The following is a 24,169-nucleotide window of genomic DNA, read 5'->3' as shown; positions in this document are numbered from 1 at the left end:
TGAAATAACGGGCGGCTGCGTCTGCTATGATAAAGTCGCTTTCGTGCTTCTGTCGGTAGGCTGCTTTTGCTTTGGCGTTTTTCTGCTGTTTCAGCCCGTCCCGGACAGGGCGGGTCTTGGAATAGGCAAGCACCTGCCGTTGCAGCTCCTTTTTCCCGTTCAGCGTCTTTTCCACCTGCTTCAGCTCTGTAAGGCTTTCCTGCATGGCGGCATAAGCGGCAGAACAGGCTTCGTCCAGTTCCTCCGGGGAAGAAAAGCCGTACTGTTGATAGGCGGTAACAGTAGCTGCCATTTGCTTTAGGTTGTGCTTTGCCGCCCAGCGGTCATAGCCCACGCCCTTGCCCTCGGCTCGCTTGGCTTCCCGGTCAACCATGCGCTGCAAGGTGTTGTCTGCCGGGGTGGTTTTTGCGGCTTTTTCCTCCCGCAAGCGTCCCTTTTGGGTGTGGGGGTATTCGGGTATGGCTTTGGTCTGTTCGGCGGCTCTGTGGGCGTTCTGCGTGAGCAGGGCAAGGACAGCAGCCTTGTCAAAATCGTCCCCCAGCTTCCGGGCTGTGATAGGCTTTGTCCTGTCCGGCGTGAGGTAGGAAAGCCGCCCCCGGCTCTCCTTGACAGTTACGCCCTCCCGCAGCAAAAGGGAAGAAAACTCGTCAAAGCTGCCAGCTTGGGAAAGTGCCTGCCGTATCGTCCGGCGCAGCTTCGCCTTGTCCGTTTCAAACTTGGTGGGCTTGGTCGGCTGTCCTGCGGCTTCTCTGACAGCGTTCTCTTTATCAAGGGCAAGCTGCCCTTTCTTTGCCGCCCAGTATTCCCGTTCCGTTATCCGTTCCTTGCTGCCGTTCAAGAGGTCGATTTGGTAAAGCCCCTCCCGGTGGCACATCTCCATGACTTCACTCTTGAAATATTCCATAGCGGCGTTGGTGCAGCGGTGCTTGCAGCCCGCCCGTGTGTCGGCTGGTCTGTCCATGTAGGGCAGAAGCGGGACTTCGTAAATCCGCAGGGAGTTGATGACGATATGCACATGGATATTGCCGCTGTGGTTATGCCCGTCCGGGTGGGTGCATACAAGGGCTTGGTGTCCGGGGAAATGCTCTTTGCAGAACTGCTCGCCCAGCTCCTGCGCCCGGTCTACGGTCAAGCCGTTGTCTGTCCCGTCCCGTGGGTCAAAGCTGATGATATAGTGGTGGCTTTTCACATCTTCCCGTTTTTGGTTTTTCTCATAGCGGAGATTGGCTCGCATACAGGCAACAGCGAAATCCTCGCCCCCGCAGTTGAGGGAAGAAATGCGGTAATCCTCCCTCGGTATCAGCCGCCCGTTTCCATCAAGGGTGGGCTTCATGGTAAACTCGTCATGCTCAAATGTGAGGTAGGCTTCCGCTGCGCCATAGTCGGCATTTTTAGAGCTGATATGTTTGAATGTTGCCAACAGCGTCACCCACTTTCTGCAAGACTTCAAACTTTAGGGCAGCAAGGTCGGAAATCGCCGCCCGTACCTCCCCGGCAAGCTGCGGGTAGGGGCTGTGCCACTCGTTCAGCGTCCGGGCTATCTGGTTTAAGTTGCCGCCGATCCTGCCGTATTCGGCGGTCAGCTTCCCGACAGCGGCAAGCAGCTCGTCATTGACGGGGGAAACGGTTATGATGGGGCGTATGGCTGCCCCGGTTATGGCTTGCCGGATAAACTCGGCTTGGCTCATGTGGTAAGCAGAAAGCCTTTCCGCAAACTCGGCGTATTCTTCCTCGGTCATGCGTGTCTTGACTACCCGGCTGCGGTGCGGTGTGTTGTATCTTTTCATGGTCGGCAGACCTCCTTTCTGTGCGTGGTGTTCTCTCACTAATAGGAGAAAAACAGGGGGTAAAACGGAACTGTTTTTGAAAAAATCCGAAAAAATATTTTGAGGGATTTTTAAGCGGCGCAAGCCGCATAAGCAGGGTTTGGGGAAGGCACTCCCCAACAAGATTCCCGCAGGGGCAAAATGAGCGAAAAGCGAATTTTGGCACCTCGGTAGAATCTTGCTCTAAGAAAACGGCGAAACTCCCCCTTTACTCCTTACTACGCAGAGAAATGCAAATATGGCAAAGTTTTGAAAAACTTTTTGATAAAACTTTTCGACAAAGCTGGAAAATCAGCGCGGTTTTTGGTGCAAAAAAACAGGAAACCTTTTCTGATTTCCTGTCATGGTATGCCGCTGTAACGGGCGGCGGTTATTCTGTTGTCATTCCCCGGAAGCAAACTTGTAGCCCATACCTAAAACGGTTTTTATGTAAATGGGCTTGCGGCTGTCCGACTCTATTTTTTTCCGCAGGTTGTAAATCACATTTGCAACGCTTGACTGGCAGCTTTCACTTTCCATGTTCCAAACGGCTTCAAATATTTGTGTCCGTGTGAGGACAATGCCGGGGTTGGAAGCAAGATATACAAGGGTACTGTATTCAAGGCGGGTAAGGCTTACTTCCTCCCCGTCTTGAAATACCTGGCGTTGGTTCTGCTTTATTTCCAGTCCCGGAAAAGATAACACGGAAGCGGTTGTGATCTGCATGGGTTCAATCTGTATATAATCAGATATTGCCGATATGATTTTGTCAATCGCTGTTTCCTCTTGTTCGTTAAGTGTCAGCAGTAGTAATTTCCCCATGTTCATTACCTCTTTTATCCGTTGAATTTAAACTATATTTTTCTGTCGTGTTTTTGACAGTAAGCAACAAATATATATGATAGAGAGCGTAATGTCAATTTAATGCCATTAAAAGAGAAAGATGGTCTGTCTAATTATTATCATTTTGTTCATATGCACTTACGCTGCGTTTGGCATTTAGGCAATTCAATATATTGTAAATTTATCTATATCAGCGGGCTAACCTCATTTTCACAAAATAAGCTAAGTTTGTGAAGCGCTCTTGTGCAGGCAACATATAAGAGGTTTTTATCATCTTCATCATGGTAGTTTTGGCTATCTGCATCACAAATTAAGACAGTATCAAATTCTAATCCCTTTGACATATATACTGGTAAGATAAACACGCCTTGTAAATCTGATACGCTCCCATTTTTAATTAATTGAATATCAAGTTTGTGTTTAATTTTATTAAATAGATAGGTTGAATTTTTTTCGGTTTTACAAATTAAGCATATCGACTGAAACCCTTTCTCTTGGCATAATTTTATTTCCTTAACAATTTCATCAATGAAGATTTCGGAATTATCAGCAATATATACTTTTGGGCTATCGCCATTCCGATTAAAACTTTTTATCTGTGAACTTTGTTCAATGAACTTTAAACTAAAATTTAAAATTTCATTCGTACAACGGAAACTTTTATCCAACATAATAAGAGAAGATTTTTTCTTGTTCAATATTTTTTGAATTTGTTCGTAGAAAGAAATATCTTCTTTTTTGGCAAGAGTCTGTTTCATATCTCCTAAAATAGTAAATTTGGCATTAGAAAAAAGAAAATTAAATATTTCATATTGGAGAGGGTAGTAGTCCTGTGCTTCATCAATGACTACCTGCTTAATATTTTTATATTTATTTGTTCCGTATATTTTTAAATACAAATAAGCGATTGCTATTGCGTCATCATAATACAAGCTGTCTGCTTCCAAATTTTCCTTAGTATATTTCCAAATATTTTTTATGTTTTGTGACGGATTGCTATTTTGCAGCAGGCTATAAAAATAGGCTTCATTGCTAAATAATATTTTATATAATTCAACAATGTCAATTTTTATAAATTTCTGTATTTCCTGCTTGATTAGATTTTTTTCTTCTTTATGCCCCCGCCCTTTTCCTGTTCCAAATATTTGTTCTAAAATATAATCTTCTAATTGTTCTAATTTTATGCCTAATGGTGTTTCTGGTCTTCCTAATATCTTGTCTTTTAGAATTTGCCCGCTTACAACGCATTTTCCCTCATAATAAACATCTTCAAATTCTATCCACTGGCGGGGTATATCAATGAGAAATTGGTCTAAAATTTCCCTAAAAAAACTTGACGTTTTAAATTCTATACTATTTCTTGAAATTTCCTTGTATTTTGAATTGACAATCAAGTTTTCTAAAAAATCATTTCTTGACTGAATTTTCCTGCCATTTAATAACTCACTAAGTATATCTTCAAACACGGAAGAAATAACATTATCTTCTCCCAATTCGGGCAATACATTTGAAATATATTGCTCAAATATAGAATTTGGGGAAATAATCATAATGTTATTTGCGGACAGCTTTGTTTGTAAACCTTGATACATAAGATAAGCAGCCCGGTGGAGAGCAATAGAGGTTTTTCCACTTCCCGCTACACCCTGTACCATTAGCAGGTCATTTTCCATATCTCTAATAACCACGTCCTGTTCATGCTGAATTGTTTCAACAATAGCTTTCATTTTAGCAGTAGTGTTTTGTGACAGTAATTGCCTTAAAAATTCATCAACAATCTGAACATCTGAATCAAAAAAATATTCCAGTGTTCCGTTTTTTATTTCATATTGGCGTTTCAAATTGAGTTCGCCTGTTACTCGTCCACATGGAGCGTCATAAAACGCTTCGCCTGTCATAAAACGATAGAAAACACTGGCAATCGGCGATCTCCAATCATAAACATACATCTCTTGATAGCTGTTTTTTCGTAGAGAAGAACGTCCAATGTATATTTTTTCAAATTCGTCCTCATCATCAAATTTAAAATCAATTCGGGCAAAATAGGGCGATTTTATCATCTTTTCTAACAGAAGTATTTTATGTTCTTCTTCTTCATAATCTATAATTTTGTCTGTAACAGGATTGATATATTGGCTTAATTCAACAAGTGCCTCGAAACCGTCTGATGTGTACAGTGATGTAATGCCGTGTTCTGTATTTTCACGCACATCTTTTTTGGCTTCGATAATTTCTGATTTTTTTTTGTCTGCCGCTTCTTTTGCCTGCTTTAATTGTTCCTCGGCTAAAGAGATTGTTTGTGCTAATCTTTTTTCTTCAAACGCTTTTTCTGTCTGATTATTCCCCATAATGATTATGACCTCCTTGAAAAATGAAAGAAAGTTTTACTGAAACATTGCTAGGCTAGTTTAGCATGTGTCAGCTTATATAAACAGTCTTGTATTCATAAAATTTGTATGGTATTATTACAGTGGGAGGAATTATGTTAGATATTTGATTTCTGCAAGCATATCAATTCTAATACGGGTAATTTAAACAATAAACAAATTGGGACAAAGAGTTATACCATTATGTCCCAATTTGTTATTACTCCATATCTTCAGCAGACAGAAACACAAGCCCGGCAAATTCTTCCTCAATCAGTTTCTTCAACTTTTCCGCTGTGCTCTATGCAGGTTCCCTTATCTCCATTCCAACCTATAATCTCTTTCTGTAAAAGCAAATCTTGTTCTGTGAAAAAATGATTTGGATTCCGTAGTAGTCGGCATTGTGCGTAATGTGTATAACTGGCTGTATCATGGAATTGTGGGTAACTCTGTTTGCAGGACGTGGGAAAGCTGCACTTTAGCTTTTCCATGTGCTGTGAATAGAGTTATCCATGATTCCATAGCCAGTTATGCACATTTCCATAATGCTTGTCTTTTGGTCTTTATCAAAATGAGCATATTGGTTATTAAGAAAAGCCCTGCATATTATCATATACAGAGCCATTCTAATCTTTTTACCCTCTACATAGAGCGTTTTCTTTCTGCAAAATTCATTTTACAGAATGATACCCGCTTTTTTTGCAAAATAGCCTTTTCTCCCGGTAAGTTCCGACTGTTTTTCCTTTGGCAGATTATTGAATAAATCCTCATAAAGAATATCGTCTAACTGCATTTCCCTAGCAAGTAAAAACACATTTAGACTAAGCCATTCCTCCCAAAGCCCTTCAAATAAACTATGGCTGTCTGTATAGGTGTCAAGTTCTTCAAAGCCATATGACGGTGTATAGCACTGCAATTTAACAAAACCGTACCTACCAACATCAACCACTAAAATATCTTCATCTTCCATTTCGTACAGTTCCGCAAACGCACCAATTACTTTGTAGCACATTTCCCGTTCTTTCTCTGTGATATATACTGTTTTTTCCATGCTCATTTACCTCTATCCTTTCAAATCGTGGAATACGGTTTTCAGTTTTCTTCTACTTCTAAACCACATATTTGAAATGCCACATACGCCATTTTATACGGAATAGAGGTTGGCTGTCTGCATTTATCGGTGTGTTACTTTATGGCACATGAGCATTCCCCGCAGGCTTCACTCACCCGTTTTCGCCATATTATTAATACTGCACCGCCGCCAGTTCCTTTCTCAGCTCCTGCGGGTTCTGGGACGCATCGACTGCCGTCTGCGGTGTAATCACACCCTCTTTTGCCATACGGATCAGAAAATTATCCATCGTAATAGAGCCCTCTTTTGCACTAGAAAGCAGATAGCTCTGCATCTGCGGTGTTTTTCCGTCGCGGATCAGATTCCGGATCGCCGGCGTAAGCATCATAAGCTCACAGGCTGCCGCCCTGCCCTGGCCGCCCGCCCTCGGCACCAGCTGCTGTGACAGCACCGCCCGCAGCGTCATCGAGAGCTGCATCCGGATCTGCGGCTGTTTATCCTCTGGAAAAACCCCCACAATCCGGTCAATGCTGTCGATTGCTGAATTGGTATGAATGGTGGAAAAAACAAGATGTCCCGTCTCTGCCGCCACCAACGCCGTCTCGATCGTCGCTGGATCACGCATCTCTCCAATCAGAATCACATCCGGATCCTCACGGAGCGCCGCATAAAGTCCCTTATCATAGCTCTCTACGTCCACGCCCACCTCGCGCTGGTTGATGATCGCCTGTGCCGGTTCATAGACATACTCGATCGGGTCTTCCAGCGTAATCATATGGAGCGGACGATTCTGGTTGATCTCATTTAAAATTGCCGCCAGCGTCGTTGACTTGCCGCTTCCCGTCTCACCGGTCACCAGAATAATTCCTTTATTCCAGCTTGAAAACTGATTCACTGCTTCCGGAAGCCCCAGCTCCGACAGGTTCGGAATCATTCTGGCCAGAATACGAATCGCCGCAGAGAGGGCGCCCTGCTGCCGGAACAGATTCACACGGAGACGCCGTCCCGCAAACGAAGCACTAAAATCCAGCTGTCCGATGGCCTCGATCTGATCTGCCACATTGCCTGCCAGCTGACGTCCATATTCCTCACAATCATCACGCGTCAGCCCGCCATCCGTCAGCGTCTCGATTCTGCCGTCAATTCTGCATTTTGGCGGCAGCCCTGCAATCAGATGCACATCCGATGCCCTTTTTTCAGCTGCCAGCGCGATTAATTCTTCAATTCCATACATACCATCTGTCTCCTCTTCTCTTTCTGCACCATTTACAGTGCCAGTAGCGTCCGGATTATCTCGTCCACCGTCGAAACACCCTCTTCTACCAGCTTCTGCGCGTGTTCAAGCATCGGAATATACTGGCTCGTTCTTCTGGCTACCTCTAAGAAACGCGTCCGGTCAGCCCCTTCCAGAATACACCGGCGAAGCTCCTCCTGAATCAGCATTACCTCAAACACACCGATTCTGCCCCGGTATCCCGAATGGAAGCACTGATCGCATCCAGTTCCCTGCCAGTATAATTTTCCAGGAATCTCCGGGATTCCTGCCATCTCAAGTGCTTTTTTCGGCGGCTGAATCTGGGTCTTGCAGTTCGGACAGATTTTTCTCAGCAGACGCTGGGAAATAACGCCTCGCAGTCCCGCCGCAATCAGATATGGCGCTACGCCCATATCTCGCAGACGGTCAATCGCCGAGATCGCATCTTCCGTATGAATCGTGGTGATAACGAGATGTCCCGTCATTGCCGCACGCATCGCGATCTCCGCCGTCTCACCGTCACGGATCTCGCCGACACAGATGATATCCGGATCCTGACGCAGAACTGAGCGCAGGCCCGATGCAAAGGTCAGCCCCACTTTTTCATTGATCTGCACCTGTGTCGCGCCTTTGATATGGTATTCCACCGGATCCTCCAGTGTAATCAGGTTGGTCCGATCCGAAAGAAGTTCGCGGATCAGCGTATACATCGTCGAAGATTTACCTGATCCAGTCGGTCCTACAATCATGATAACTCCGGAAGTAAGCCCTAAAAGCGTATCAATCTTTGCATCCTCCACTGCCGGAATACCGATACCGCGGCGGTTCAGCGTCTCCTCATTTCGTTTCAGAATACGGATAACCACTTTTTCTCCATACAGGGTCGGAAGGGTGGATATACGCATATCAATATCTTTTCCTCTTAAATGCATCACCGCACGACCATCCTGCGGAATTCTTTTTTCGACGATATCGAGCTGGGACATGATTTTAAGCCTCGAAATGACCGAATCCTTGAGTTCCGACGGGATCGTCATGATCCGATGAAGCTGCCCGTCGATACGCATCCTGACGACCATCTCCTCCTCCGTCGGCTCAAAATGGATATCCGAAGCATTTTCCGAAATGGCACGCTCAATAATCGAATTGACTAGGCGGATCATCGGTGTCACATTTTCCTGTCTTTCTCTTTCCGCCATCTGCCCCTGCCCCTGACGCACCTCTTGTGCCGCTGCCGTCTCTGCCTGCATCTGCGCCATCGCTTCTGCCGCTCCCTCGTTGCCATACAAAATATTGATCGCACGCTTCACTGCCGGTTCAGAGGCGACCATCGGCACAATTCTCTTTTTGGAAGTATGCTGTGCTTCCTCAATCGCCATGAAGTTCAGCGGATCCGCCATTGCCAGATAAAGCTGGTCTTTGGAAATACGCACCGGTACGATCGTCATTTTCTTTGCCAGGTTTTTCGGCACAAAACGCGACAGTTCCGGGCTGATATCGACCCGCGTCAAATCAATATAGTCAATGCCCAGCTGCATGCGAAGCGCATCGATCAGCTGACCTTCCGTGATATAATGATGCTTGACCAGCGTTGTTCCCAGACGTTCTTTCTCCTTCGCCTGATAGTCAAGCGCCTCTTTAAGCTGCCCTTCTGTGATCAGTCCCAGCTCCAAAAGCATGTCTCCCAATCGCTTTGTACGCATTCTCTCTACCTCCCTATAAATATGGATCTGGTTATTCAGCCATTTTACTGCGGAAATCCCGGATCCGGTCAAAGCAGTCCCGATCCATCTCGATCGCCGTCTGATTTCCAGTCGTCACAATCCACGCTTCTTCCAGAAGCCGCCGGATGATCCGCGCCGCCTCTTTCTGATCCTCTGCGGTCGTCTCACGGATCTCCTCTGTCCAACGACGGATCTGTACAATATCCAGGCCATTGTACGCATACTGCATCGCTGCCATCCGCCGTCCCAGGCATCCGCACGGCGCCGTCGCATTGCCGTAACTGCTTAAAATATAGCCATTCCGATCTGCCTCCGAAAGCTGCAGTTTTTCCAATACACCCGCTGCCGCCCGGATCGCCTCGATCGTCTCACTGACCTTCGGATCCCGGTATGTACTCGCCACGATCCGGTCCATCGTCGGCGTAAATGCAAACGACGCGCTGTATGCGCCGCCTTGAAAACGGAGCTGCGGCACAAAATACCGGTCATCCAGCGCATTTACATACGGAAGAATCCGCCCGGAAAATCCATCTACAGCGCTCAGCTCTGCCGAAAAGACGGTATACTGGCTGGAGCTCTCCACAATTACCGCCTCCCTGCGCGCCGGAACCGGGAAAGTATACCCAGCATTTTCCCCTCTGTTTTCCGTTTTATTCTCATGGTCTGGCATCTGTTCTCCCCGCAGATTTCCCAGAATCCGCCCTGCACAGTTCCGCATCCATTCCAGATTTTCCCTCGGTGCAACATGAAGGATCGTCACCGCTGTTCCATGCAGGATGCGGTCGCGCACCTCCTCCATCTTCTCTGCCAGCTGGAAGATCGCTGCATCCTCCTGTTCCAGTCGCCCGCGCAGTTTTTTCAAAAACTCATAAAACGCCTGTCCGCCGACATATTCCTGATACCGCGTATTGATGCTATAGCCAGATGCCGCCAGACGCACCGCCAGCGAATACGCATCACTGCGCGACTCATCACAGGACGGAATCGTCTCATCCAGTGCCTGAAGAACCGCATTCTTATCTCTCCAGAGTGGATGTGATAAGAGTTCCAACAGGACATACAGGCTCTCTTCATAATCCTCCGCCATCCCATACCAGCTGACCGCCAGCGTCGGATGGCTGTTTCGTCCCGCCCGAACCTCCGGATGTCCCTCATTCATGGAAAAATCATGCAGATAGCGCTCAATCTGATTTTCCTTTTCCATTCTGCCATACCGGGCATTTTCAAGCTCTGAAACAAACATTGTATATAAAGGAATGTAAAAACGGTCCTCTTCCGGCACGCCGCTCAAATCCAGGTATAAACGGTTATAGCTGATCGCTTCCAGATCCGACGGCGATTCATAGACCGAAATCCCATTTATCTCATATATCTGATATTCCGGCGTCTCTTCCGGCGGCGGAAGCTCATCGACCCGGATCATAAAATCCGCATTCGAACACTCCGACGCATTCCACGCATCAAAATCCAGGGTCTTCGCAATCAGCGCATCCAGCTCTGCCTCGCTCATCTCCGCCTTCATCTGCGCCAGATACGCGTCGCGCTCCTGCTCCATCGCCTCTGCCATCCCCGGCGTCGGAATCGTCGTGACAAGAACCCGCCGCTTCGCCGCGCCAAGCTCTGCCGCAAACCGGCGAATCTCCGCCTGTGCCGTCCCTGCATCCAGAGAATCATAGGCTGCCGCCTCATCCGCATACACATCCGCATCGCCCGTCAATGCCCATTTCAGGCTGACTTCCGGCACGATCGAATCCGCAAATACATCCGTATCTTCGCCTGCCGTATAATCATGTATCGCCCGCGCCTTGAGCGCCGTCTCCACCACTGACGGGTCGATCCCGCGCTCCTGCATCTCGCATAATGTCTCATCCGACACCTGCCGGAACCGTTCTGCATCCTTCGGACTGCTGTCTGTCATTTCGAAAACAAAAAATGGCTTTTCTGCCTCCATCATCACCGATGCACTCGCATCACAATGGATGCCCGCCGTCCGCAGCTTTTCCCTGAAAACCGATCCATCCACATTCATCATTCCCGCAATGATGCTGTACTGGATCAGCTTTTCCCATGAAATGCCGCTCAGATCCATCGCATACGATACCACCGCCGCATTCTCCGATGCGTCTCCCCGGTAAGCAGGACTGGGAACGGTTGCCTGACGGAAGAATGATTCTCCCCCATTTTCCAAACCATCTGGCTCGGGGCTGTAAAACGCACTCATCCCTATATTCTGCATTTCCTGTTTTTCCTGTCGCCCGCTGCCTGACTGGAAACTCCATCCGTCTTCTTTTCCATAGCTTTTCTTTGCATCACACAGATACTCTTTATCCAGGAATGCCAGAAACCGTTTCCAGTCCAGATCCCCATACAACAAAATCAGAGCATTATCGAACCGATAAAATCGATCATACATCTCCATCGTATGTTCATACGTCAGATCCTTATAAAAACGGTGCGCCTGTCCATTCGCATTTGCCGCCGTCTCCCCCGGATACAGCGCCCGCAAAACATTCCGCAGTGCCTCATTATCTGTATCATTCAGCATGCCGAAATCCTCGCTGTACACCGTTCCTGCCAGCGTAATCGGGCTTTCGCGGTCGCGCAGCTCATAGCGGACCGCTTCACGGTCAAAAAAGCGGCGTTCCCGCCGGATTCCCGGCGCTTTCATGCAGCTTAAATACACATCTGCCATCTTAAGCAGCTGTTCCTCGCTCTGGCTGCACACCGGATATGCCGTAAATGGTATATAGGTAAATGCATTTACAAATGTGTGGTATGTCTTGCTGCAAAGATCAAAAAAAATATCCTTACTCGGATATTTATCAGAGGAAGCAAGTACCGAATGCTCAAACACATGATTCGTGTCCGTCTCATCCAGATGCGGTGTCCGATAGGAAATCGAGAATCCCCGGTTTGTATCTTTATTTCTGATATAAAACAGGGACGCCCCGCTTTTCTCATGTTCAAAATACAGTGTCTGCGCTCCCAGCGCCTGCAGTTTTCCCACCTGTTTCAATGTAAAACCTGCTGTCTGAAATCCCGGCTGCAGTCTCACATCTGCCGCCCTCCACTGCTTTGTACCTGCCATTCTTTTATCATGCCTCCTGCCATCATTCGTCTGCTGTCTTTTCTCTATATCTATTATACAAGAGCACGTCCTATATTTCCATAAAAAAAAGCACATCCGGTTCTCTCTGTGTTCCGGATGTGCTTCTCTGATTCATAAATCTATTATTTATTCTTTCCGCAGCACTTCTTATATTTCTTACCGCTTCCGCATGGACACGGATCGTTCGGGTAAATCTTATGTGTATTGCGGACTGTGCCAGATGCCTTCTGCTCGCGGTACAGCTCTGTTCTTCTCTCCTCAGTCAGGATTGCATCCCACTGCGGAAGCTCATACAGCCAGGTAGCCTTTGCCTCTACCATATTGTAATATAACTTTTCCGGATCGATCTCAATCTTAACCTTGGTATCCTCGTCCATGGTCTCGATCGGGTTCTCATAGCCCTTTAAGCTCTCATTGATTCCATCCAGGAAACCGGTCATGATCATAACTTCGGTATCATACTTCTCAGCCAGTTCCTTAACGGTACCTTCTACAACCTCAGCCGGGTTTGCAAGAATCTGCTCGTAAATGCCTTTCTCAATCGTAAAATATCCAGACCAGAGTTCCTCTTTCTTTTTATCATCCAGCCCGTCACCATATGCCAGATTGCGCCAATTTTCTAACAGTGTCATCGGTAATTCCTTCCTTTTTTCGTTCTTTCATTACTATAATAACATAGTATATTTAAGTATATAACAAGTTGGGGGGATTTGCAAGGAGGAAAACTGGCATCTGCCTATTTTATCGCATAAGCAAACGTATCACTCATTCCGTATCGCCGCCAACGGACTCAGCTTCATCGCGCGCATTGCCGGGAAGAATCCGGCTGCCATGCCGATGATGATGGCAAATCCTACCGATGGAACTGCCAGCCAGATCGGGATCACGGACAGTTTTCCATCCATTCCATATAAAAAAGTCGCTGCCAGAAACTGGTTAATCAGCACGGAAACCATAAAACTCAGCGCCAGTCCGATGAGTCCTCCCATGAAACCGATAAAACCTGCCTCAATCAGAAACATATTTCGGATGGTTGCAAGGGAACATCCCAGCACTTTCAGCACGCCAATCTCTTTCGTCCGCTCATAGATGGACATCATCATCGTGTTGGCGATGCCAATCGCAGCAACCAGGAGGGAGACGGCGCCGATGCCGCCGAGGGCTGCCTGAATCATATTAGACTGCTGCTTGGACTGTTCCAGCCACTCCATCTGGCTGTTTGCCTCGTAGCCCATGTTGCTGATGGCTTTCTGCACCTCAATTACATGATCCATGTCGTCCACATTTACCGTCGCTTCTTCATAGACAAAATAATTGTAAGGTTTTCCTTTTTTGTTGGTCGGCTGTCCCGGAATCGGCTTTTTCTTAAATATCTGTTTCAGCTGTGTCTTGAGCTTATTCAGATCCACGTAGACGCCGTAGCTGTAATCACTCCAGTCTTCCGGTCCACCCGCTACCATTCCAGCCGTTTTCATCATATATTTCTTTGGCGCCGCTACTTTCTGGCTGCCATCCTCGCCGCTGGAATTTCCCTTGGACTGATAGTACGCATCCGTGTCAAAGATCGTAAACATCGGTTTGTTGATAAAATCGATGTCCGGCATCTCCCCGGTGTCCCAGTAACCTTTTCCTGTCTTGGCATTGCTAAAATTCTGTGCGACCATATTTCCGACTACCATCTCCATGTCCTTCGTTTCAGTTGTCGGCAGGCTTCCTTCTCCCAGCTTGATATTCTTCATCGCTCCCAAGGGGATCCCATGCAGCTGCACGTTTCCCTCGTAGGCACCCTGACGCATAATCACATTCAGGTTCAGATCCGGATAAGCACTTGTCACATGCGGAATCTTTTCAAATGTCTTCATCGTCTCATCCGTCATGAAGCTGTCTTCCGGATTTTTCTTGTCACTGGAATTTCCATTGTTATAATTATATACCTGAATCGCGGTCAGGCTTCCATAGGAAGAATACTGTTTGATGGTAAATTCTTTCAGTCCTATTCCGATGGAAACCATGACAACGATCGATGCCGTACCAATCACGACTCCCAGAACCGTCAGAAAGGTACGGAGCTTTCTGCGAAACAGGTTGTTGACGCTCATCGTCAGCAGATCACTGAATCTCATTTTCACCGGTCCTTTCTATTTTTTCTTTCTTTTCAGATGATCGTTTTGTTCTTTTTCAACGTCCTTTGTTTCGTCTTCCGATACATCTGCTGTCGTCATTTCCGGCTCGCCCAGCTCATTGTCCAGTTCCTCTTCTAATTCGTCTTCAAGCGCCTTTTCTCCTGCTATTTTCTTCTTTTTCCTCTTCCAGACAACTACACCGACACCTGCGCCCACCAGCGCAGCGATCACAAGCATCGGAGCGATCCGCCCAGCGCCGCCCGCTTGCGCCGCATCGGCATCTGCATCCATGCCGTTGTCCATTCCATCCATGCCGTCCATCCCGTCATCGGAAAACGCCTCACTCACGTTCAGAAGCATTTCTTTTTCAGTCTCTGAAACGACTCCATTTTCATCCTCATAGGAAATGATAATCTTCACTTTTCCATCATCGGTTGTCGGCGCAATCGCGGTCAGCATCGTATCGACATTGCCGGTTTCGCCCGGCTTGATATTTCCCACATAAGCGTCAGCTGGTTGGATAGAATCTGCCTCAAAACGCGCCATAACATTGTAAAGAATTACTTTTCCGGTGTTGTTGATGCCAAACATGACATTCGTCTCAGAACCAACCTCAACCGCATCCGGCATCACATCGATCGTACTGGTGTTCAGACGCGGCTCCTGCTTGACCGGAAGTGCAATCTTGACCTCTTCCTTGGCATTTTTAAACTCCGGGCTGTCGTACTGCTCCTGGATTGTCATGCGGTATGATTTCTGCTCTGCCGTCGGCGCTGCCTTAAATACCATCGACAAATCCGCCGTCGCCCCCGGCGCCATATTGTTGACTACCACCGAAGTCGAACCGCTCTCCGAGGTAAAGATCGGTGTATTTTCAACCTCTTCTGACGCAAATGTAAACATGATATTGGAAGCCGACACATCGGAGGAGGCATTCTTCATCCGCACGCGCAGCTCAAACGGCTGCCCGGCATAGATTTCTGCCGGAATCGTCTCGAAACTATCTACGATGATTCGGGATTTGGTACGATCCTGCTCGCCCGCATCGGCTGAAAGCTCATCGTCATCCTTTCCCTTGACACGCACGTAAAATACCTTGTCCACCGGATCGGAGAACTCGCCGCCCTCTTCTTCGCGGTATGTAACCAGATAGTGAATCGGGAAAAAGCCCGATTTTACGTTCTCGCGCACCATCATGCTGTACGGAACCGTCACCATCTGCCCTGGTTCCATGTCGCCCATCTTGCGGTTATAGTTGCCCTCGTTGATATCAAACGGAAACTTTGTTATATCCGCGTCAAGCTGCATATCCACGCGGACATCGTAAACCTTTTTAAGCCCCGTATTCGTCAGATTCACGCCAAAATTCATGACCTGATTGTAGCCCGCATACGGTGTCTGCTGGTTGTCACCGATGGAAAAATCGTAATCCAGCTTCGTGTTGTCGTCTTCCTCGGTGGAGGAACCATCGTAGGCGGATACCCAGATGTTGATGCCGACTTTTAGGCTGTCATCAATATAGAAAAACGCCTGATAATATCCTGCTGCCAAATCCCGGCGCAGTTTATACGTCAATGTTACACTTTTAGACGAACCTGGCTTTACATCAATTCTTTTTTCTTTAAACGTATTTGAATCAGCTTCAAATGGAAAATGTTTTCCAGACCATGAAATATTGGAATCCGAATCACTGTCATCATCATATGTATAAAATTGATCGTATTGATCCGCATTGGCTAAACGAATTGTTCTTAAATAATTATCTCCTTTGCTGCCATTATTATGAACCGTCATCTTAATCGAAATTTTATTTCCGGCCTTTCCGTGCGGCACTTTACTGACGGTAATTAAATCATCGTTATATTTTGTCATATCCAGCATTTCCGCCTGCGCCGTCCGGCTTCCTCCCACCGCCAGCACCGCAAAAAGCAGCAAAAACACCGCCCATCTCTTCCACTTTCTCATACCTCTCATTTTTCATACCTCCATATCCTCTCACATTAAATGCTGCTTTTATCAATTTCTCATTCTATCGTCAGCATTCCTGTGTTTTAGCCTTCTATTTTCCCATCTTCCTTACCCATTTGCCGATTCTCCTCTATCTTCACAATCTTACCATCGATAATATGGAAGATCCGGTCCGCATACGCCGCCAGATGGTTATCATGCGTGACCATAACCAGCGTCTGGTTCTGTTCCCGGACGATCCGCTGCATCAGTTTCAGCACATCCATCGTCGTGTGCGAATCCAGATTTCCAGTCGGCTCGTCTGCAAAAATGATCTCTGGATGTACCACCAGCGCCCGTGCGATGCCGACACGCTGCTGCTGCCCGCCGGACATCTGGTTCGGCATATGATCGCCGACTTTTTCCAGTCCGACCATTTTCAGATATTTTTCCGCCATCTCCCGGCGCCTGACGCGCGGCACACCGCGGAAGGACAGCGGAAGCGCTACATTTTCAACCGCATTCATCGTACCGAGCAGGTTATATGACTGGAAGATAAATCCGACCCGCTCCCGGCGGAATGCCACCAGCTGGTTCTCGTTTAATTTTTCTATGTGCTGTCCGGCTATGACAATCTCGCCCTTCGTCGGCTTCTCCAGCCCCGCCAGCATATTCAATAAGGTAGATTTACCCGAACCGGAGGTACCTACAATCGCACAGAATTCGCCACGGTACATCGTAAAATCGACGCCGTTCAGCGCGTATACCTTCGTCTCGCCGACGCGGTAGACTTTATATAGATTTTTTACCTGTATGACAGGTTCCCGTTTCCGGAATTCATTCTTCCCCGGCACTTTCCGCTCTTCCATCAGCCTTCTCCATTTTCTAACTTATTTCATGCTCCTGAATATTCCATCGAAATCCATTCCTGACAACCTGGATTTATACAAGTTTCAACCATTGCAATTCCAGTTCTTCTTTCTACATTATACCGGATTTGTTTCAATTCTCCTACCTTATTTTTCTTAATGTTCCTTACGCTTTTCTTACCAGATTTTTCACCCTGTCTGACCGTTCCTTACGCTAATCCATTTTGCCCTGGAAAGTCATTTTTATTTCCTATTTCATCGCAGGTAATCTTCCAGCCGTCATCACATTGTCCATATTTTCTATCCCCCCTATTCATATTTTTTATATCACAGATCATTAAAAGCTATAGCAATCCATCTGGAAATGTTTTATAATAGTTGGGAAAAATATGCTAATACGAATAGAGAAGGAGAATCAAATGAGACATTTGCTGAATCCACTGGATTTTTCCGTTGAGGAGATCGACCAGCTTCTGGATCTCGCTTCCGATATCGAAGCCAATCCAGCCAAATATGCACACGTCTGCGACGGAAAGAAAATCGCGACTCTGTTTTATGAGCCAAGCACCCGTACACGCTTAAGTTTTGAGGCTGCTATGCTGAACTTAGGGGGACGGGTTCTTGGCTTTGCTTCTGCCGATTCAAGCTCTGCTTCCAAGGGCGAGAGTGTGGCAGATACCATCCGCGTTATCTCCTGCTTCGCAGATATCTGCGCGATGCGCCACCCGAAGGAAGGTGCGCCGATGGTTGCTTCCCTGCACTCTTCCATCCCGGTTATCAATGCCGGCGACGGCGGTCACCAGCATCCGACGCAGACCTTGACCGATCTGATGACGATCCGTTCTTTAAAAGGACGCCTGAACAATTTAACAGTCGGTCTGTGCGGCGATTTGAAATTCGGACGCACGGTTCACTCCTTAATCAATGCGCTGTCCCGCTACACAGGCATCCGTTTCGTCCTCATTTCCCCGCCGGAACTGCGCGTCCCGGATTATATCATTGAGGATACACTGAATGCAAAGGGAATCGAGTACAAAGAGGTTGAAAACCTGGATGAGGCGATGCCGGAGCTTGATATTCTCTACATGACACGTGTCCAGAGAGAGCGTTTCTTCAACGAGGAAGATTACATCCGTATGAAGGACTGCTACATTCTCGACAAAAAGAAGATGGAGCTTGCCCGTGATGATATGTTTGTGCTCCATCCGCTTCCGCGTGTCAATGAGATTTCCGTTGAGGTGGACAACGACCCGCGTGCCGCTTACTTCAAACAGGTCCAGTACGGCGTATACGTCCGTATGGCTCTGATCATGACTTTACTGGAGGTGGAAAAACCATGTTAAATATCAGCGGATTAAAAGAAGGTTTTGTTCTGGACCACATCCAGGCAGGACGCAGTATGGATATTTACTTTAAACTGGGGCTGGACAAGCTGGACTGCCAGGTGGCTATCATCAAAAATGCGCGCAGCAGCAAGATGGGACGCAAGGACATCATCAAGATCGACGGCAGCCTTGATCTGGTAAATGTTGATGTGCTCGGCTACATCGATCACCGTATCACGATCAACATCATCAAGGATGGAAAAATCGTAGAGAAAAAAGATGTCAAGATGCCGAAAAAAATCACAAATGTCATCCACTGCAAGAACCCGCGCTGCATTACCTCGATCGAGCAGGAGCTTCCGCATATCTTCTATCTCGCGGATGAGGAAAAAGAGGTATACCGCTGCCAGTACTGCGATGAGAAGTATTCGCTGTAGATTCTTCTGAATATATCAAATGAATATCAAAAAAGCCATGAACGACTTTTCTGTAGATTTACAGATCATAAGCGATTTCATGGCTTTTTATTATTTTCCAGATTATAGATTCCAAAAGTGCCTACCCTTGAACATCTTAATTCCAGAACTCTGTCTTACCTTCCAGCCCGATACTCTCAGCCTTGAAGCACGGATTCTTGCCTTCCTTTTTCTGCGCCAGGTAATCATCCAGACATTTGAGCGCTGTATTTCCCAGAATCACGATAACCGGCAGGTTGATGATCGCCATGATACCCATGAGGACATCCGCGAGATCCCATACCAGACCGAACTGGAGCTGTGCGCCGATGAAGACAACTACCACCGCAAACAGGCGGAACACGTTCATTTCTTTGTTTTTCAGCGTACGGCGTGCGATGTAGTTGAGACATCCCTCACAGTAGAACAGGTTGCCGAGCAGTGTCGTAAATGCAAACAAAAGAAGTGCAAATGTAATGAAATACGGTCCAATCACGCCAAATACCGTTCCCAAAGATTCCTGTACGAACGGAGCGCCTTTCAGTTCTTCGGACGGAACGATACCGGTGCAGAGGCACATCATCGCTGTTGCCGTACAGATGAGGATTGTATCGATAAAGACGGAAAGCATCTGTACCAGTCCCTGCTTAACCGGATGGCTGACATTGGCTGCTGCCGCCGCGTTCGGTGCAGAACCAACACCCGCCTCGTTGGAATACAGACCTCTCTTGATTCCCTGCATCATGGCAGAACCTGCAAATCCGCCGAAGATCGCCTTGAAATCAAAGGCATTGGAGAAGATATTGACAAATACCTCCGGGAGTCTTCCGATGTTTAAGATCATGACCGCAATCGCCATCAGGATGTAGAAAACGCCCATAAACGGAACCAGCACGCCGGTAATGCGGACAATCTGTTTTCCGCCGCCTATGATACAGATGCCGACCAGAATCGCCAGAATGGCGCCGCCGATCATCGGAACCAGGCTCCTGTCCCCCATCATAAATTGATGGTAAAAGCCGTAATTCGACATGCTGTCAATCAGGTTAAAAGACGCCAGCATATTAAAACCGCCAGCATAAGTAGCAATCAGGGCAATCGCGAAGACAACGCCCAGCGCACGGCTCTTCAGCGCCGCCTCGATATAATAAGACGGACCTCCGTAGCTTCCGCCGGATGCGTCGCGCTTCTTATAAATCTGTGCCAGCGTGCTCTCAACAAAAGCCGATGCGCCGCCCACAATCGCGATCAGCCACATCCAGAACACCGCGCCGTAACCGCCGATCGCGATCGCATTGGCTACACCTACGATATTGCCTGTGCCGACGCGGCTCGCCGTCGATACCATCAGCGCCTGAAATGCGGATACGGAGTTGCTGTCTGTCTTTTCTCCGACTACCCGGATTGATTCCGGAAGCAGACGGAGCTGTACGAAACGGCTTCGGAGTGTGAAATACAGTCCGACCGCCAGCAGCATGATAATCAACAGATAGCTGTACATAACATTGCTGATCACACCAACGAGTGATGCAAATCCTTCTAACATAAAATTTCCCCCTTTTCTTTTGTATGCAATATAGAAAAAAGAGCCGCTGCCGGATAAAGATGCTCTTTGGTATCTGCATTCGGCAACAGCCCTCTTAAATGATTTGAGCAAAACGGTAAGCCGGGTTATGTCGTTGAATGGTCATCTATCTAGTCCTGCTGTCGCCAGCAGGCTCAAGCGACCTACCCGAGAGCAGACGGGCCGCCTTGCGCTCTCTGTTCGGTCTTGCTTCGGATGGGGTTTACATGTGCCCCGGCTGTTACCAGCCGGGCGGTAGTCTCTTACACTGCCCTTCCACCCTTACCCGGTAAACCGGGCGGTACATTTCTGTTGCACTGTCCTTGGAGTCGCCTCCACCAGACGTTATCTGGCATCCTGCCCTGTGAAGCCCGGACTTTCCTCACCTGCAGCCTTTCGGTTCTGCAGCCGCGACCATCTGTCTTACTCAAAACATCCTAACTCTACCATATTTTCAGGCATTTGTCCAGTCAATCATACTTTAAAACAGCTTCCGCCGATAAATTCGCGCACAATCGAATTGTGCGGCACCTGTTCGCTGCTGACACCCAGAAAATAATCGAGAAATTTGAGCAGCCGCTTCGCCTCGTTGTACTCCGCCGAATCACGCGGAACACTATATAAGATCGGCTCCGCATACTGTTTGAGCACCGAAAGCTCATATAAAAACGCAGAGTTGAACATCGCATCCGCCTCTTCCTGATACGGGAAAATATTCCGCTCCTCGCCCCGGCGTACGGAATCCCACATCCGGATCGTGTCCTGTGCCGACGCACCGCGCGTTCTCGCATCGCGGACCATCCGCCGGATCAGACGTCCGTCCGTCGTCGGAACGCGGTTGTGATCGTCGATATTTAACTGAGTCAGCGCACTGATATAAATCTTAAATTTCTTATCACGCGGCAGTGAATACGACAAATCATCATTCAAACAGTGAATTCCCTCGATGACCAAAATATCCTCCGCCCCAAGCTGCAGAAAATCGCCCTTATATTCGCGCTCGCCCTTGACAAAGTTGTAAACCGGCAGCTCCACGCGTTTTCCCGCCAGAAGTGCTTCCATATCTTCATTAAACTGTTTCACATCGATGCAGTTTAATGCCTCATAATCGTAATTTCCATTTTCATCCCGCGGGCTGTCCACACGGTTGACAAAATAATTGTCCACCGCGATCGGATGCGGTTTCATTCCCAGCGCGGCGAGCTGAATCGACAAACGGTGTGAAAAGGTCGTTTTTCCCGAAGAGGACGGTCCTGCAATCATGATCAGTTTGCGTCCGCTCTCATAAATCTGCTCCGCAATATCTCCGATCTTCTTTTCCTGCAGCGCCTCCTGCATCAGGATCAGGTCGTTCATGCGCCCCCGCGCGATCGTATCGTTGAGTGTTCCCACGTCAAACACACCGAGCTTGTGACCGAGCTTTTCCGCCTCCTGCTGGACATCAAACAGTTTTTTCTGCGGATGGAACGGCTGAATCGCCTTCGGCTGCTTCTTGTTCGGCAGACGCAGGATAAATCCTTCCTCGTACATCTGTAAATCAAAATATTTGAGATACCGGGTGCTCATGACCATATATCCGTAGAAATAGTCGTCATAATCGCCAAGCCGGTAAACATTGACCCGCGACGCCCGCCGGTAATTGAACAAACGCGCCTTGTCATACATGCCCTGCTCCTGGAAATGATCCATCGCCTCATCCGTATTTTCACTCCGTTTCTGCAGCGGCAGATCCTGCTCAGACAGGCGCTTCATCTCCGCTTTCACACGGTCTAAGAGCTCCTGGCTGAGTGTTACCCTGCCTTCCACCTCCACATACAGGCCATTTTCAACAGAAAAGCAGACCGTGATATTTTTCACATTTTCCCTGCCTGCCACATTCTGAAAGGCTTTCATCATCAGAAAGACGGCACTTCTCTGATATGCCAGATAGCCAGCCGTATCTGCCGCTGTGATAAATTCCATCTGGCAGTCCTTCTGCAGTGTTTTATGTAGCTCCCGCAGCCGTCCATTTACCGAGACCAGAAGAATATCATTCTCGTAATTCTTCTGATATTCCTCCGCAATCTCCGCATAGGCGGTTCCCTGCGGATATGTTTTTATCTCACTCCCAATCCGTACTTCCGGCATGTAATCCCCTCCCTAAACAATCTGGATTGGAAACGCCGGTTTCTCCCGCACAACCTTCACGGCGTCTCCCAGCTTCCCCATCAGATATTTCTCCATAAATTCAGTAAAAATGTGTTCAATTCCATAATGTCCAGCGTCGATGACCGCCATGCCCTGTGCAACCGCGTCGATTCCTTCATGGTGGCTGATATCTCCTGTGATATAAACCTGCGCCCCGGCTGCCAGCGCCTCTCCCATCGTGCTTCCGCCCGCACCCGGGCAGACCGCCGCTTTCTGAATCACTGCCTCACCGTCCAGCTTACCGAATACCGCCGCATACGGCAGTCCAAATGCCTCCTTGACCCGCTCGGCAGCTGCCTGCAGCGTCATCGGCTGTTCGAATCGTCCAGTGCATCCGATTCCGTAGGAAGTGCCGTCCCCGGTCTCTCCCATTTTCTCTAAAACCTCACAATCCGTCAATCCCAGCTTCTTTGCCGCCAGATCTGCCATGCAGCCCGGCGCCGCGTCAAAATTGGTGTGCATCGCATAGTAGGAAATATCATCCTGAATCATCCGCAGGACTCTTCTGCCGATGAAATTCTGATCGGACACCTGCTTGATTCCTTTGAAAATAAGCGGATGGTGCGTCAAAATCATATCCGCCCCCGCCTGCTCTGCCTGCTCAATCACAGAATCGGTGGCGTCCACCGCCAGAAAGATCGTCTTCACTTCCTTCCCGCTGCGCCCCGCTAAAAGCCCCGGATTGTCCCAGTCACATGCCATGCTGCGCGGCGAAAGTGTTTCCAGGATCTTGATAATCTCACTGCATTTCATGTCTCGTCTCCTCTATCAGCGCCAGATAGGCGGTCAGTTCGTTGATGCGCGCTGCTCGGCGGCTGATCGCCGTCTCTCCCGCTTCACTGGCTTCTAAAGTTCTCTTCTTGTTCTGGGCATCATTTTCTGTCAGCCCTGCCAGCACCTGCCGCGTCATCTTCTCTTCTTTCTCCAGATACGCAAGCAGCACCGGATCTTTCTTCCGGATCAAATCGGCTCCAAAACGGTAATCCTGCTCTCTCCCCGGCCGCATCGTGCCTCGCGCCGCTTCTATCACTATGTAATATTTTCCCTCGTCCGTCAGCATCGCTTCCCGGAGAATCGAAAATCCCTGTTTTTCCAGAAAATGACGCACTTCGTCCTGCTCCGACTGCGGCGACAGAATCAGGCGTTCTTTTCCCTCGCTCCAATTCTCCCACACATGGCGTCCCTGTTCCAGAATCCGGCAGGTCAGTTTTCCGCCCATTCCTGCGATCACAACTGTGTCTGCCTCGCCTGCCTTCAATTTTGCCAGTCCGTCTGACAGGCGCAGTTCAATTTTCCCGGAAAGCCCCACCTCTTCCACGTGTTCTTCCGCCCGCTCCAGCGGGCCTTTCCGCACATCCATCGCCAATGCCGACGGGCACACGCCCTTCTGCACCAGCCAGATCGGCACATAACCGTGATCGGTGCCGATATCTGCTACCCGGCTGCCCGGCTGTACAAAAGAAGCGATCCGTTCCAGACGCTTCGAGAGTTTTACTTCTGTCCGCATGATTTATTCTCCTGTGTT

General features: G+C 48.2%; 18 protein-coding genes and 1 other RNA gene. 2 read left to right on the top strand and 17 right to left on the bottom strand.

Features of this window, described 5'->3' with window-relative positions; genetic code table 11:
• The 12 genes from DXD12_RS14195 to DXD12_RS14140 form a co-directional block, all read right to left on the bottom strand.
• The coding region (locus DXD12_RS14195; protein WP_118638560.1) for a relaxase/mobilization nuclease domain-containing protein at positions 1–1,420 on the bottom strand (1,420 nt) is incomplete at its 3' end.
• Positions 1,392–1,787 carry a plasmid mobilization relaxosome protein MobC gene (locus tag DXD12_RS14190; RefSeq protein ID WP_109215851.1) on the bottom strand — a complete coding sequence of 132 codons (396 nt, stop codon included), beginning with the start codon at positions 1,785–1,787 and terminating at the stop codon, positions 1,392–1,394. The genes DXD12_RS14195 and DXD12_RS14190, both read right to left, overlap by 29 nt.
• 420 nt (positions 1,788–2,207) lie before the next feature.
• Positions 2,208–2,627: a response regulator transcription factor gene (locus DXD12_RS14185; protein WP_173900609.1), complete on the bottom strand. Its 420-nt coding sequence runs from the start codon at positions 2,625–2,627 to the stop codon at positions 2,208–2,210.
• Positions 2,628–2,833: 206 nt separating this feature from the next.
• The gene (locus DXD12_RS14180; protein ID WP_109215850.1) at positions 2,834–4,996 is read right to left on the bottom strand and encodes a 3'-5' exonuclease; all 2,163 of its coding nucleotides are present in this window, start codon (positions 4,994–4,996) and stop codon (positions 2,834–2,836) included.
• 694 nt (positions 4,997–5,690) lie between these two features.
• The gene (locus DXD12_RS14175; protein ID WP_071144610.1) at positions 5,691–6,065 is read right to left on the bottom strand and encodes a hypothetical protein; all 375 of its coding nucleotides are present in this window, start codon (positions 6,063–6,065) and stop codon (positions 5,691–5,693) included.
• A gap of 193 nt (positions 6,066–6,258) precedes the next feature.
• Positions 6,259–7,320, bottom strand: a complete 1,062-nt coding sequence (locus tag DXD12_RS14170) for a type IV pilus twitching motility protein PilT (RefSeq protein WP_118638559.1) — start codon at positions 7,318–7,320, stop codon at positions 6,259–6,261.
• A 32-nt stretch (positions 7,321–7,352) separates the two neighbouring features.
• Entirely contained in the window at positions 7,353–9,044 is a 1,692-nt protein-coding gene (locus tag DXD12_RS14165) for a GspE/PulE family protein (protein ID WP_118638558.1), read from the bottom strand.
• 31 nt (positions 9,045–9,075) lie between these two features.
• The gene (locus DXD12_RS14160) at positions 9,076–12,153 is read right to left on the bottom strand and encodes an insulinase family protein (RefSeq protein WP_182457095.1); all 3,078 of its coding nucleotides are present in this window, start codon (positions 12,151–12,153) and stop codon (positions 9,076–9,078) included.
• Positions 12,154–12,296: 143 nt separating this feature from the next.
• Entirely contained in the window at positions 12,297–12,806 is a 510-nt protein-coding gene (locus tag DXD12_RS14155) for an SEC-C metal-binding domain-containing protein (RefSeq protein ID WP_118638556.1), read from the bottom strand.
• Positions 12,807–12,935: 129 nt separating this feature from the next.
• Positions 12,936–14,297 (bottom strand): ABC transporter permease, encoded by a 1,362-nt coding sequence (locus DXD12_RS14150; protein WP_118467470.1) that lies wholly within the window; start codon positions 14,295–14,297, stop codon positions 12,936–12,938.
• A gap of 15 nt (positions 14,298–14,312) precedes the next feature.
• Positions 14,313–16,271, bottom strand: a complete 1,959-nt coding sequence (locus DXD12_RS14145) for a CARDB domain-containing protein (protein WP_243105404.1) — start codon at positions 16,269–16,271, stop codon at positions 14,313–14,315.
• A 77-nt stretch (positions 16,272–16,348) separates the two neighbouring features.
• Positions 16,349–17,113: an ABC transporter ATP-binding protein gene (locus tag DXD12_RS14140; RefSeq protein WP_118628739.1), complete on the bottom strand. Its 765-nt coding sequence runs from the start codon at positions 17,111–17,113 to the stop codon at positions 16,349–16,351.
• Positions 17,114–17,532: 419 nt separating this feature from the next.
• On the opposite strand from DXD12_RS14140, the gene pyrB reads away from it, so the two are divergent.
• The gene (gene pyrB, locus DXD12_RS14135) at positions 17,533–18,456 is read left to right on the top strand and encodes an aspartate carbamoyltransferase (protein WP_107001544.1); all 924 of its coding nucleotides are present in this window, start codon (positions 17,533–17,535) and stop codon (positions 18,454–18,456) included.
• On the top strand, positions 18,450–18,875 hold the full coding sequence (locus tag DXD12_RS14130) for an aspartate carbamoyltransferase regulatory subunit (RefSeq protein ID WP_022359701.1): 426 nt from the start codon (positions 18,450–18,452) through the stop codon (positions 18,873–18,875). Before pyrB ends, DXD12_RS14130 begins: the two co-directional genes overlap by 7 nt.
• Positions 18,876–19,011: 136 nt before the next feature.
• Here the strand turns inward: DXD12_RS14130 and DXD12_RS14125 are convergent, their stop codons facing one another.
• From DXD12_RS14125 to DXD12_RS14105, 5 genes are all read right to left on the bottom strand, one after another.
• Positions 19,012–20,439 (bottom strand): alanine/glycine:cation symporter family protein, encoded by a 1,428-nt coding sequence (locus DXD12_RS14125; protein ID WP_118638555.1) that lies wholly within the window; start codon positions 20,437–20,439, stop codon positions 19,012–19,014.
• A gap of 100 nt (positions 20,440–20,539) precedes the next feature.
• An RNA gene (gene rnpB / locus DXD12_RS14120) (RNase P RNA component class A) lies at positions 20,540–20,887 on the bottom strand.
• A 44-nt stretch (positions 20,888–20,931) separates the two neighbouring features.
• Positions 20,932–22,584: a nucleoside kinase gene (locus tag DXD12_RS14115; RefSeq protein WP_118638554.1), complete on the bottom strand. Its 1,653-nt coding sequence runs from the start codon at positions 22,582–22,584 to the stop codon at positions 20,932–20,934.
• A gap of 12 nt (positions 22,585–22,596) precedes the next feature.
• Positions 22,597–23,397 carry a Nif3-like dinuclear metal center hexameric protein gene (locus DXD12_RS14110; protein WP_107001548.1) on the bottom strand — a complete coding sequence of 267 codons (801 nt, stop codon included), beginning with the start codon at positions 23,395–23,397 and terminating at the stop codon, positions 22,597–22,599.
• Entirely contained in the window at positions 23,384–24,151 is a 768-nt protein-coding gene (locus DXD12_RS14105) for a class I SAM-dependent methyltransferase (RefSeq protein WP_118638553.1), read from the bottom strand. The genes DXD12_RS14110 and DXD12_RS14105 overlap by 14 nt, the downstream gene beginning before the upstream one ends.
• Positions 24,152–24,169 lie beyond the last annotated feature (18 nt).

This window comes from Clostridium sp. TF11-13AC, assembly GCF_003481065.1.
GTDB lineage: Bacteria > Bacillota > Clostridia > Lachnospirales > Lachnospiraceae > Otoolea > Otoolea fessa.
This window is presented reverse-complemented; position numbering and strand designations above follow the sequence as displayed.

Bases quoted from the DNA above. Each gene is read 5' to 3' on its own strand.
- DXD12_RS14180 (WP_109215850.1), bottom strand. From the start codon at position 4,996: ATGGGGAATAATCAGACAGAAAAAGCGTTTGAAGAAAAAAGATTAGCA.
- DXD12_RS14190 (WP_109215851.1), bottom strand. From the start codon at position 1,787: ATGAAAAGATACAACACACCGCACCGCAGCCGGGTAGTCAAGACACGC.
- DXD12_RS14125 (WP_118638555.1), bottom strand. From the start codon at position 20,439: ATGTTAGAAGGATTTGCATCACTCGTTGGTGTGATCAGCAATGTTATG.
- DXD12_RS14140 (WP_118628739.1), bottom strand. From the start codon at position 17,113: ATGGAAGAGCGGAAAGTGCCGGGGAAGAATGAATTCCGGAAACGGGAA.
- pyrB (WP_107001544.1), top strand. From the start codon at position 17,533: ATGAGACATTTGCTGAATCCACTGGATTTTTCCGTTGAGGAGATCGAC.
- DXD12_RS14105 (WP_118638553.1), bottom strand. From the start codon at position 24,151: ATGCGGACAGAAGTAAAACTCTCGAAGCGTCTGGAACGGATCGCTTCT.
- DXD12_RS14150 (WP_118467470.1), bottom strand. From the start codon at position 14,297: ATGAGATTCAGTGATCTGCTGACGATGAGCGTCAACAACCTGTTTCGC.
- DXD12_RS14165 (WP_118638558.1), bottom strand. From the start codon at position 9,044: ATGCGTACAAAGCGATTGGGAGACATGCTTTTGGAGCTGGGACTGATC.
- DXD12_RS14175 (WP_071144610.1), bottom strand. From the start codon at position 6,065: ATGGAAAAAACAGTATATATCACAGAGAAAGAACGGGAAATGTGCTAC.
- DXD12_RS14170 (WP_118638559.1), bottom strand. From the start codon at position 7,320: ATGTATGGAATTGAAGAATTAATCGCGCTGGCAGCTGAAAAAAGGGCA.
- DXD12_RS14110 (WP_107001548.1), bottom strand. From the start codon at position 23,397: ATGAAATGCAGTGAGATTATCAAGATCCTGGAAACACTTTCGCCGCGC.
- DXD12_RS14155 (WP_118638556.1), bottom strand. From the start codon at position 12,806: ATGACACTGTTAGAAAATTGGCGCAATCTGGCATATGGTGACGGGCTG.
- DXD12_RS14185 (WP_173900609.1), bottom strand. From the start codon at position 2,627: ATGGGGAAATTACTACTGCTGACACTTAACGAACAAGAGGAAACAGCG.
- DXD12_RS14145 (WP_243105404.1), bottom strand. From the start codon at position 16,271: ATGAGAGGTATGAGAAAGTGGAAGAGATGGGCGGTGTTTTTGCTGCTT.
- DXD12_RS14160 (WP_182457095.1), bottom strand. From the start codon at position 12,153: ATGGCAGGTACAAAGCAGTGGAGGGCGGCAGATGTGAGACTGCAGCCG.
- DXD12_RS14130 (WP_022359701.1), top strand. From the start codon at position 18,450: ATGTTAAATATCAGCGGATTAAAAGAAGGTTTTGTTCTGGACCACATC.
- DXD12_RS14115 (WP_118638554.1), bottom strand. From the start codon at position 22,584: ATGCCGGAAGTACGGATTGGGAGTGAGATAAAAACATATCCGCAGGGA.